Annotated in this window: 8 protein-coding genes; 4 read left to right on the forward strand and 4 right to left on the reverse strand. The window is 43.0% G+C overall.

Annotation, left to right across the window (positions count from 1 at the left end; genetic code table 11):
- Positions 1-77: 77 nt before the first annotated feature.
- The 3 genes from GVO62_RS04635 (at position 78) to GVO62_RS04645 (ending at position 4,676) form a co-directional block, all read left to right on the forward strand.
- Complete coding sequence (locus GVO62_RS04635; RefSeq protein WP_159117941.1) at positions 78-1,268, forward strand: PQQ-dependent sugar dehydrogenase; 1,191 nt, start codon at positions 78-80, stop codon at positions 1,266-1,268.
- Positions 1,269-1,467: 199 nt separating this feature from the next.
- Positions 1,468-4,122, forward strand: a complete 2,655-nt coding sequence (locus GVO62_RS04640) for an ATP-binding protein (protein ID WP_159117942.1) — start codon at positions 1,468-1,470, stop codon at positions 4,120-4,122.
- A 101-nt stretch (positions 4,123-4,223) separates the two neighbouring features.
- Positions 4,224-4,676, forward strand: a complete 453-nt coding sequence (locus GVO62_RS04645; protein ID WP_105931496.1) for a DUF3010 family protein — start codon at positions 4,224-4,226, stop codon at positions 4,674-4,676.
- Positions 4,677-4,807: 131 nt separating this feature from the next.
- Here GVO62_RS04645 and GVO62_RS04650 read toward each other — a convergent pair whose 3' ends face one another.
- Genes GVO62_RS04650 through GVO62_RS04660 form a run of 3 tightly spaced genes read right to left on the reverse strand, consistent with a single transcriptional unit; the run spans position 4,808 to position 9,099 of the window.
- Positions 4,808-8,020 (reverse strand): tetratricopeptide repeat-containing hybrid sensor histidine kinase/response regulator, encoded by a 3,213-nt coding sequence (locus GVO62_RS04650; RefSeq protein ID WP_236547069.1) that lies wholly within the window; start codon positions 8,018-8,020, stop codon positions 4,808-4,810.
- 16 nt (positions 8,021-8,036) lie between these two features.
- Positions 8,037-8,240, reverse strand: coding sequence for a hypothetical protein (locus GVO62_RS04655; RefSeq protein ID WP_105931497.1), 204 nt, complete (start codon positions 8,238-8,240; stop codon positions 8,037-8,039).
- 13 nt (positions 8,241-8,253) lie between these two features.
- Positions 8,254-9,099, reverse strand: coding sequence for an SAM-dependent methyltransferase (locus tag GVO62_RS04660; protein ID WP_159117943.1), 846 nt, complete (start codon positions 9,097-9,099; stop codon positions 8,254-8,256).
- A 175-nt stretch (positions 9,100-9,274) separates the two neighbouring features.
- Between GVO62_RS04660 and GVO62_RS04665 the strand changes: the two genes are divergently transcribed.
- Positions 9,275-9,715 (forward strand): SRPBCC family protein, encoded by a 441-nt coding sequence (locus tag GVO62_RS04665; RefSeq protein ID WP_159117944.1) that lies wholly within the window; start codon positions 9,275-9,277, stop codon positions 9,713-9,715.
- 95 nt (positions 9,716-9,810) lie between these two features.
- On the opposite strand, the gene GVO62_RS04670 is transcribed toward GVO62_RS04665, so the two are convergent.
- Complete coding sequence (locus tag GVO62_RS04670) at positions 9,811-11,802, reverse strand: RecQ family ATP-dependent DNA helicase (protein ID WP_159117945.1); 1,992 nt, start codon at positions 11,800-11,802, stop codon at positions 9,811-9,813.
- Between the last annotated feature and the right edge of the window lie 47 nt (positions 11,803-11,849).

An 11,849-nucleotide genomic window follows, 5' to 3' on the forward strand; every position in this document is an offset into this window, starting at 1 on the left:
ATCTATGCGGATTGGTATAATAAACGCTTCACCGTGTATCCAGCAGTACGCAAACTCTCGAAAAGGTTAGAACGTCGATGAAAACAACAAATAAACACAAAGCTAGCATGAACCGAAAGGCCGTACTATTGGTTACGTTATTTGCTACCTCATTTTTTACGTCTGCCCAGTCAGTCTCGTCTGAACAAGTAGAGATGAAAGGCAGTGTAGGCACTTCGGTAATGGGGAGTGTGCAGTCGACCTTCGACAACCCGTGGGCCATGGCCTTTTTGCCTGATGGGCATAGCTTGGTAACGGAAAAAGCCGGCACATTATGGCTACTTGATGAAAACCAGCAAAAGCGTTTTGAAGTTAGTAATGTGCCAAACGTTACTGCACGCGGGCAGGGCGGGCTAGGTGATGTCATAATTCACCCTGACTTTGCGTCAAACAACACTATTTATATTTCTTATATTGAGCGAGATGAGAAAGACGATGCCTTCAGTGGCGCGGTGATAGAGCGTGCCACGCTTACTATTTCTGATAGCGGTGCGAAGCTGTCTGATAGAAAGCTAATTTGGCGTCAATCGCCGAAGGTGACCGGTAACGGTCATTACTCTCATCGCATGGCGTTTTCACCTGACGGACATTTGTTTATTACCTCTGGCGAGCGTCAAAAATTCACCCCAGCCCAAAACATGGCGATGAACTTAGGTAAGGTGCTGCGCTTAAACGACGACGGTAGTGTGCCAGAAGATAATCCGTTTTATGGTCAAGGTAGCGTAACCGAACAGATTTGGACACTTGGTCACCGCAACCCGCTGGGCATAGACTTTGATGAACAAGGTAATTTATGGGCTCACGAAATGGGGCCTCGCCATGGTGACGAGCTCAACTTAATAGAACGAGGTCGCAATTATGGTTACCCAACGGTGTCGCAGGGTGACCATTACTCGGGCGTAAAAATTCCAAATCACGAAGATATTCCTATTTTTAAATCGCCCGAGTTGGCTTGGGTGCCCGCTATCAGCCCAGCTGGTTTTATCATCTATAAAGGCGACAAGTTTAGCGACTGGAACGGGAATGGCTTTATCGGTGGACTGTCTTCAAAAGCACTAGTTCGCGTTGCTTTTGGTAAAGATGATGAAGGCAAGTGGAAAGTAGAAGAAGCAGAGCGTTACGAATGGGGCAAGCGCGTACGCGAAGTCGAGCAAGACGGCATGGGTAATATCTATGTGCTCGAAGATAAGGAAGGCGCGCGCTTAATTAAGCTTCAGCTCCCTGAATAATGATGAACGCCATAAAACATGCAGCGTTGAAGGTTGTAATTTCAGTTCAACACACGTTTTGTGGCGTTTCCGATTTGCAATTTTACAAACATTAAATTCAGCGAGTTCATAGAGAGAGCATTATAAATCTGAATATCAATATGATACGTTGCCATTCTTAGCCAAGAATGGCTTAGCTAATACAAACCTTAGGAACCCTATGAGTCAATTCCCCCAAAACTTTAACTTTGAACGCTGTGAAGATGAGCCTATACATATTCCCGAAAGTGTACAAAGTTACGGTTTTCTTATCGCATTCAGCTACAAGGACTTGAAAATTGAAATTGTAAGCGAGAATTGCAATTCGATTTTTGCTGACGAGATCATAGGGGAAAACTTTTTAGACATTTTATCCTCCGATTCTGATGAGCGCACGTTTCTTGAAGAGACCTTCGACAGAGTATCGGCAAGCAAGATAAGGCTACCCATTCAACTTCATCTTAAGGGGGCGCTCTTAAAAGCAGGCGAAGAAATAGACTATTTAGCGGTAGTTTACGATTCTGGTGATCACTATGTGGTTGAGCTAGAGCCCGCTACAGAATTTAGAGACGTTTATAGCGCAGAGCAATTTATAAAGCTCTATTCAATGTCTATCGCGCCGCGCTTCAAAGAAATGACGTCGCTGGGCGAGATGGCGCGAGAAATGGTTTCGACCATTAGATATCTCACGAATATGGATAGAGTGGTTCTCTATAAATTCAATGAAGACTACTCAGGCAAGGTCATAGCGGAGGCCAAAGCAGAAGATATGGAGTCTTATCAAGATTTGTATTTTCCTGCTTCAGATATTCCTAAGCAAGCCCGAGAGCTTTATAAAACCAATTGGGTAAGGCTCGTTCCGGATACAGAACTGCCCCCTGCCAAGTTAGTTCCTTCTGCAGAAGAATCGGGGAGAGAGCGTTTAGATCTCACGCGTTCGTTGTTACGAACGTTTTCGCCTATACACCTTCAATATATTAGAAATCAAGGTTTACGAGCATCGTTTTCCATATCGTTGGTAACGGATGGAGAGCTTTATGGCCTTATATCCTGTCATCATCGCGAGGCTTGTTATATTCCTCAAAACGTAAGGCTGCAATGTGAAAACTTGAGCCAATTGTTTAGCTGGCATTTGTTGGCTAAAGAAGAGGAGATTGCGAAACGCAAAAAGGATGTTACCGACAAAGCCGTAGACGCTATGCTCGACAAAATAGGCCCAGCAAACCCAATTAGTCGCGTGGTTAAAAGCGGCGAAAGGGCGTTTTTAAATGCGCTCAATAGTTCGGGGTTTGTTTACTTTTCGCAGTACGAGACCATCACTCTTGGGTCTACCTTACCCATAGAGCTTATTAAAGACATCTTTTCTAAAGCGGTTAGCGAAAGCGGTTTTCCTTACACAAACGATTCGCTCTATGACGATTACCCAGAGGCGCGAGAGCACGGCATAGCGGGTATTATGATCATCCCGCTGTTTGAAAAAAAGCAGTATTTTACCGCATGGTTTAGAAAAGAAACCCATAGAGTTCAAAAATGGATAGGTGCTGACGATGAGAAATCAGAAGATGCGCCAAAAGCTGAGCGTCTTAAACCTCGCTCGGCGTTTACTATTCATACCCGCGCTATTGAAGGGCGCTCAACAGCTTTTGATAGGACTGATATTGATACCGCTAACCGCCTAAATAGAATGTTTCTTGTGTATGCGCTTGATGTACAAGAACGCATGCACATCAGTATTCAAGAGCTTGAAAAGCAAGACAACTACAGAAATGAATTTCTTGCTACGTTAGCCCATGAACTGCGAAACCCATTAGGGCCAATTATGTCTGGGGCAAGCATTTTAGAAACCGTTGATGATGATAAAACGCGTAAAAGAGTGACCGCTATTATCAACCGTCAAGCGGAATATATGTCCAAACTTATCAATGATTTAATGGATGTATCTCGTATTACGCGAGGCAAGGTTAAGCTTGAGTTTGAACGGTTAAGTATTCAAGACGTGCTGTCAGACTCTCTTGAAATTGTTGAACAGCAGGTAAAATCAAAGAATCACGACATAACGGTAAATTGTCTTGAAGAGGATGTAACTGTTTATGGCGATAAAGCGCGATTAAGCCAGATTTTCTCCAACATTATTCACAACGCGGCTAAATACACGAAAGAGTCAGGAAAGATAGATGTAGATATCAGAAAAGAGGGAGTCACGATTGTCGTTTCTGTTAAAGATAACGGCATGGGCATTCCTGAAGACAGGCTGAAAGATGTATTCAACATGTTTACTCAAATTGAAGCGCACTCTACGCATACCAAGGGCGGTCTGGGTATAGGGCTAACGCTAGTCAGTAAACTAGTGGCTTTACATCATGGAGAGGTGTCTGTGATGAGTGAAGGCATCGATAAAGGAAGTACCTTTGAAGTGAGGTTGCCGATCTCTAAAACTGCCTTTGAGCTGTCGGAAAGTACAGAAATAGAGTCTGTTGTGCACAGCAAAAGTAAAGTGATGTTTGTAGATGATAACGCAGACCTTATCGACGCCTATTGTTTGTTAGCTGAATCGATGGGGGTTAGCGCTTTAGGAATTACGTCTCCGAAAGAAGCCATTGATGCATTTAAAGCGTTTAAACCAAACTTTGTATTTCTTGATATTGGCATGCCGGACATAGACGGTTATGAGCTGGTCAAAATGCTAAAAGCGCTACCAGAGGTAGAGCACGTTAAGTTTTACTCTCAAAGCGGGTGGGGGTCTGAAAAATACGTAGAGGATTCTAAATCCGCAGGATTTGATAAGCATTTTGTTAAGCCGTTATCCAAAGAGACTATTAAGTCTGTACTGAGTTAGTTTGGTCCCTTCGTTGTAGGGGAAATAAAGAAAAGTGCTCGCAAGTGAATAACAGCCGCGAAACGGGTTATAATAGCAGGCAAACGTAATTAGGAATAAATATGAAAGTCTGTGGTATAGATTTAAAAGGTAATGAAGCAATTATTAGTTTGGCGTCACTCGCTGATGGTTTGTTTCATTTGCCAGACTGCCGTACGCGCCGTCTAACCCTCGCCGATACTAGCGCTAAGGGCTTAAAAAGCTTTCAAAGCACCTTTGCTAAGCTTGTCGAAGATTACAAAATTGATGCTGTGATAATTCGTCAGCGCCAAACCAAAGGTAAATTCGCGGGAAGCGCTATTGGCTTTAAACTCGAAGCTGCGATTGAACTGATTGACGGGCTAGAGGTTATTGTTTTCAGTCCTACGGATATAAAAGAGGCGCTACGTAAGAATCCATTAGCTGTGCCATTTTCAGAAACGGGCTTAAAACAGTTCCAAGAAACGGCTTTTATCACCGCTTATGCATGGCTGATGAAAAATGAATACGCCTCGCATGACGAAGATGAAAAATAAAGCCTGATATCCTGCGCTTTACAAATAGATAGGCCTGCGCAATCCACGCAGGCTTCATAAGAACAATGCATTGTCCCTTTTATTTCCGTTGCAGTATGGTATTCCAACGGTAACCTTACGTTTCGTAATAACTAGCTTATCACTTCCTCAACTCTTGCATTCATCTCGACTAAGGCCGTAAATAGCGTTTCTAGCTGTTCATCAAATGCCTGGGTTGTTTGGCTTTCGTTTTGATTTATCGTGCGCTCTACAGAGCTTGCTAAGTCCGCTAGAGCGTAAGCACCAATGTACTTGAGGGCGGTAACATAAATATGTACTACCCTTACAATGGTCATGTAGTCTTTTTCATCTATCGCCCTACGAAGCACATCTAGCTCACCGTTTAAGACTGCAAAATCTTCTAATAAACTTTGATATAGCGCTTCATCGTTAAGGAGCGTTTGCATTGCTTGATGTTTATCTATGTAGTCCAGTGGGGTGGGCTCGGATAAAGTCTCGTCAATAATCTCGGTGGTTGCCGATGTCTGTTGCTTGTTGAGTATTTCGACAAGCACATCAAAAAAGCGATTTGGATCCACGGGTTTATTAATATGGCCGTCCATGCCGGCTTCTAAACTTTTATCGATATCTTGCTGCATGGCGTGGGCCGTCATCGCAATAATAGGTAAGCGAAGTTGCAGTTCCTGTCTAATTCGTTGAGTTGCCGTTAAGCCGTCCATTATTGGCATTTGGATATCCATTAACACCACGTCGAACGTACTGTCATTGCGAAGTACATTGAATGCTTCTAAGCCATTATTTACCACTTCAATTGTTGCATGAGTGTCTGCTAATAAACCGAGCGCCACTTTTTGGTTAAGCGCGTTGTCTTCAGCAAAAAGTATTTTCGTGCCACGTAAATTGGGCACAGGCGCTGCATCTGCTGGTAAGGATTTAGTGTTAACGTTTAAGCAAAGTTCTTGCAGCCTATCGACAAGTTCACTTGTGCTAAACGGCTTTTTAATAAAGGTACTAATGCCAAGCTGTTTGGCTTGTTGACGCATATTGGGCGACTCAAATGCATAAAGCATGATCACTTTAGGCGGTTTGACCGAAGCTTCTTGATTCATGATGGCGGCCACCTCTAAGCCATCAATATCTGGCATATTCCAATCTAGAATAAGAATGTCGTATGGAGCATTTTCGTTAGTGGACGAGCGAATTTTTGCCACCGCTTCTTTTCCGCCAGCAGCGATGTCTGCTTTGATATTGCAAATCGAAAGCGCTTCAGATATTGCATCCCGTGAAGCACTTATGTCGTCGGCAACAAGTACCTTCAACGCGGCAAGCTGATTTGAAGGAGAAACAATCTGATTTGAAGGGTCGGCGTTTACAAGTACGGTGAAGTGAAAGCTTGCGCCTTTGCCAATTTGGCTTTCAACCCAAATTTCACCACCCATTAACGAGGCCAGTTGTTTACATATAGCCAAGCCTAAACCAGTGCCGCCGTAGCGTCTGGAAATGGATTCATCACCCTGATGAAATGGTTGAAACAATTGCGCCTTTTGCTTAGTGGTTAGTCCGATGCCGGTATCTTTTATTTCAAACTCAAGTTGAATGTTATCACCGTTTTGCGTGGCCCGAATGCTTACTGACACCAGCCCATCTTCAGTAAACTTAATTGCATTGCTAACCAAGTTGCTCAAAATTTGTTGTATGCGAAGCGGATCACCTATTAGGTTTAAAGAAACGTCTCGAGAAATATGCTGAATGAGTTCAATATGTTTTTCTTCTGCGCGAGCCTGATGCAGACGGATAGTTTGGTTAACCAGCGAATCTAAGTTAAACGGCGTAGACTCAATATCTAATTTGCCCGCTTCTATCTTTGAAAAGTCGAGTATGTCGTTAATAACGCTAAGAAGGGTGTGCGATGCACCTTCTATTTGAATAAGGTTGGTTTGTTGTTCTTTATCTTCTGCTGCACGTTGAGAGAGTTTAGTTAGCCCGATGATAGCGTTTAAAGGCGTACGAATTTCATGACTCATGCGCGCGAGAAAATCAGATTTAGCTTGAGTTGCCTTCTGTAAGTCTTGAGTGAGGGAATCTAATTTCTTACGCTGGTGGCGCGTTCTAAGCCAAAGGCCGAGCACTAGAATAAGAGAAAGAATAACTACGCCGATAAAATACAGTTGGTATGTATTTTTCTTTTTTTGGATAAGATTACGCTGCTCTTTTAGCAGGTTATCTTTTTCTAGCAGCTTTATCGTCTCTTCTTTTTCAGAGATAGCAAGTCGAACTCGGTTAAGTGCTAACAACCTTGATTGCTGTTCATTAAAGCTTTCTTTGTAAGCTTCTTTATATTGCTTTGCATATTGCAACGCTGCTGCTAAGTTCCCTTTTTCTTCATGAAGCGTGATTAATTGCTCTAATACATCAAGCAGTAGCACCTTGTCATTTTTAATGATGTCCTTGTTCAGCCCTGCTTCTAGCTCGTTAATAGCAAGATCTAAGTCGCCGCGCTGTGTATAAATCATTGCTAAGTGGATAAGGTGTGAACCTTCGCTGTAGCGAAACCCTACTTGTCGGTCTGCTTCTGACGCTTGATTCAGCCTTTTAAGTGCTTCGTTAAGATTGCCTTCTGCTATATGTAGTTCGGACATCGCCCCATAAACAATACCAATAAAGGGGTAACCGACTTCCTTGAGAAGGCCTTCTGCTAGCAATAAACTCACTTTGGCATCTTGATATTTGCCCAGTGCTCTTTGCGCATAACCTTGGTAAAAATAGGCAACACCTTCATCTTGCTTGCTTTTAAATCGTTGGGCTGACGCGAGGTATTGATGCCCAAACGTTAACATCAATTCGTAATTTTTGAGCGACATGTAAACGTTGCCCATCGCGCTATAGACAAGTAAAACTCGATCGCTTTCTTCTTTGTTGAAGATATCGAGCGCACGGTGCATAGCTTCTAAAGCGTTAGCATGCTCTCCAGACAAATCTAAAATTAAACCTTCTAATCGGTACGATTCAGCAAGGGCAGTAGCGTTATCGATTGCGTTAGCACGCTTTCTGGCTAATAAGAGTGCTTCATATGCCAAGACGTAATCTTGTTTCAGAATGAAGTAGTAAGCCTTGATATTTTGAAAGCGTGCTTTGCCTGTTTCACCGGGATTGTCCGTGAAAAACTGGTTTAATTGAGAAAACGTTTCTTCAACAGACGGGTCATTTTCTTGTACGCGCGCTTTAAGCCCTTTTAACAGTTCTTGGGAATTTGTGGCACTAGTTAATGCGTTATCCACGGCATAGCTGGGCTGTACCATTGCTATCGCAATAATACATACCAAAACGCTGATTAAATGCTTCATTACTAGTGCTTACTGACTAATAATTGATGACGCGGATTGTTTTACTGGTGTCGTCGAATCGCTTAGAGAGTTCATCCCACTTTTTATCTGCAATGATTTGCACTTCATCGTCAGGTAAACCATATTTCTTAGCGGTTGCCACTGGGTCTTTTTTATAGGCTTCCAAAAGCTTGCTGTTCGTGTCGAGTTCGACCAAGAAATCTTCAATAGATTTAGCCATTTAATTGTCCTTTTTAATTTATACTTGGGTTTCTATAGTTAATAACTTGTTGTTCTGTTAAGCCGAGCTTTGCAAGGCGATCTTGACGATATGCTGGCATGCCAAGAGAGGGAACAACAAGAGTTGAAATAAGTGTGGGTTTCGCGTGTTTAAGTTCGCAAAGCAATACTTTTTGTATTTTCGGCTCACAAATAGGCAGTGTCGCCGCTTCGTAAATAATAAGTTCATGATCATCAGGATAATGCTCCGACAAAATGTCGGCTAACATAGTGAGCCCTGACTGACTATGGTTGGCATTTAGCACGCTTAACGTGGCCTCGCCAGCCAAGCCTATTTGCCAGATAATCTGTGTCATGTAAGGGTCTATGCGGTAATCGCGAAATAAAAACTGCGAAGCTTCATAAGACTGGCAGCCAAATCGCGATGGGTCTATGCCTAAATCTGCTATTAAGCAGTCCTCTGCAGATACCCCAGGTAGCATGTGAGCTTCAAGGCCGAGTGCTTTTACCCTGCGGATGGCTTCGTGAGACGGGGTAACAAAAACACCGGGGTGCCCGTAAAAAGCAGCGCAAACATTTTGACCGCTTATTACTGCTTCTACGATACGCTCAGCCATTTGAGAGTAGGTGACGGCGCGGGATTTACCTTCTTCATAAAGGTCATCTAAAGAAACACTATTCGGATTCAAACTAGATACGACATGCTCGCCAACCTTATTCATGATACCCATAAATACAACGTCAGCATTTTCTATGAAGCTTTTAGCTGCTAGCGTCATTTGGCCGGCAACACTGATACCTGTGCCGACAATAACTAGCGAGCCCTGTTTGGAGTTTTCTTTTCCGTGTAGTGGCGCCATCTTTCCTTTACTGTTTGTTCAGTCAATATTCTTTCTCACTATAAATTAGTTCTTTCCTATTTACTATGCTGTAAAAAGACTATCTACACGGCTAATCATTTCTTAAGTAAATTATTCTTTAAACCTGATGTACTATCGATGAAACTTATTAATTAACGTTGAGGGTAGGCTTAAAGTGTTTTCAATTAGTGTGGAAAGAACCATAGATAAACCCATTGAAACCGTGTTTGAAATATTAAGCGACCACGAGAACTATTCACAGTTTAAGGCCATTGATGCGTCGAACGTATTAAGGGAAGGAAACGAGAATAAAAATGGGGTAGGGGCTGTTCGTGAGATTATTTCTGGCGACTCAAATCTCCATGAAGAGATAGTCTGTTTTGAACCGCCCTTCAAACTGGGTTACAAGGTTGTGAAATCCAGCCCGCTTCCCTACGATCATGAGTTGGGAGAAATTCTCTTGGAAGACCGAGGGGGTAAAACTCACGTAACGTGGCGCTCGAAAGGGCACATTTCTATTTTTATTCTTGGCACCTTATATTTCGACAAACAAATTCAAAAGGTGGGAAGCCGCGCCTTTGGTAGTATTCTAAAACATATTGATAATATGGCCTAAAGGTACAACACTTTTCAAAGAGTGAAAGAGGGTGAGCCTAGAGTGCGATTTAGGTTATTTTTGCACCTATCTTAGCGATACTAGCTTTGCCCTTTTTACGCTATTACAGAAGATACGGCCGCTTTTACATCTGCATAGCGGCAGTTTTCACAACTTCCGAAGCCTTTCACTTGCTTTACTTTAAAGCGCGTAAATAAAGGCATCGTCATGCCAGTAAGAAAACGGCAATAGATGGATTCGGTAATAGGGCCTTCAAACTTTCCTTCTAAATGAGATTGTAGTGCTGAGATAGCTTCAGCCACTTGTGTCATATCTGGCTTGGCAATAGGTGTTGAGTAACTAAGCTTAGCCACCTTACCCTGGCACACACTGCAGTGGCCACATTTTAAAGGCGTTTTGGTATCGTCAAAATACGCCGATAGGCTATAGCTTAAACAGGTGTTGAGTTCGAAGAAGCCTACCAGCGCCGCTATACGCTCTATTTCCTTGTGTTCGTTTTCAGCAAAATACTGCGCTAACTTATCTGTTAAGTCTTCCGTGCATAGTTGTTCGTTGTTAACGCGATAAACATCGGTAATTAAGCGTGATGCAAGCTCGATGTGATTATGTTCATGCAAATACTCCAATGCCGCAACCACTCTAGAACGCTCTGCACCGTAATGCTGATAAATACTGTCAAAATTAACAACGCCCCATACCTTTTTCATGTTGGAGTGCGTGAATACCGCATCTAAAAAGCGCGAACGCTCTTCTGAAAATAAACCGAGTATGGTGGCTTTGTCAGAAATGAACCGGAACTTGTATTCTGCAAAGTAGGCGTACAACGGTCGAATAACATTCGCGAGTTCAAGCTGCACTAAAAGGGTTTTAAGGGGAAGCTGACGAATATTGCTTGTGCTCGATAAGCTGTTAATTTGGGTTTCCCACTGGTAAACATTGTTGTCGCTGTTATCTGGAGGTTGAATTTCTTTTGCAGTATCTAGATGAACCGGCGCTTGTGATTTAATGTCGGTAATTACGCGCTCAATTGCGCTTTTATCGGGCGTATCTCCATAAACAAAATTTTCTATGGTGACCAATCCGTCGAGGTTCGCTAATACCGTGCAGTTTGCTACTTCACCATCTCGCCCGCCTCTGCCAATTTCCTGGCTATAGTTTTCTATAGATTTTGGTAGGTCGTAGTGAATAACAAAGCGAATATCCGATTTATCAATACCCATGCCGAAGGCAATAGTCGCCACCACAACTTGAAGCTTGTTGTTCATGAAATCTTGCTGAATACGTTGCCTGACCTCACTATCGAGTCCAGCGTGGTAGGCCTTTGCAGTAAACCCTTGCTGCTGCAGAAACTGAGCTACTTCCCCGGCGCTGTTCTGCAGTGTGACATAAACTATGCCCGCACCTTGCTGTTTCTTAACTTCTTCTAGCAAAGCTTGTTTTTTATTGGGCTCAAGAACAGGGCGAACCTCTAGATTAAGGTTCGGACGATAAAACCCCGTTTGGATAATGCTGGCTGGAGAAATATCAAAACGTGCCGCCATATCCATTTTTACTTTTTTAGTAGCGGTAGCGGTGAGTAATAATACTAGATGAATATTGAGCTCTTTCTGATAAGCAGGAAGCTTCAGGTAATCAGGGCGAAAATTATGACCCCACTCCGAGATGCAGTGGGCCTCATCGATAACCAACATACTCACCCTAACAGACTCAATGAACTGTCTAAAACGTTCGTTCTTAAAACGCTCCACAGACACCATTAAAACTTTGCATTGACCAGAGCGGATATCATTCATCACTTGCTTGTTTTCCTCAGGTGTTAACGTGGAGTCGATACTGGCTGCTGCAATGCCTTTGCTATGAAGAAACTCCAGCTGATCTTTCATCAGCGCCAACAATGGCGACACCACCAAGGTTAAATGCGGCAACTGTGTAGCAACGTACTGATAGCAAAGTGATTTACCCGAACCAGTAGGGAATATTGCCAGAGTTGAATGACCACTTAGCAGTAAATCCACCGCTTCCTTCTGGCCCTCGCGAAACGCCGAAAAACCAAATAGCTGCTGTAAAATAATGGGGTCAGAGTACATTAATAAGCTTCCAAATCGCGATATAAAAAATGGGGTCAGAGTCTGAG

This window comes from Alteromonas sp. KUL150 (assembly GCF_009811475.1).
Classification (GTDB): domain Bacteria; phylum Pseudomonadota; class Gammaproteobacteria; order Enterobacterales; family Alteromonadaceae; genus Alteromonas; species Alteromonas gracilis.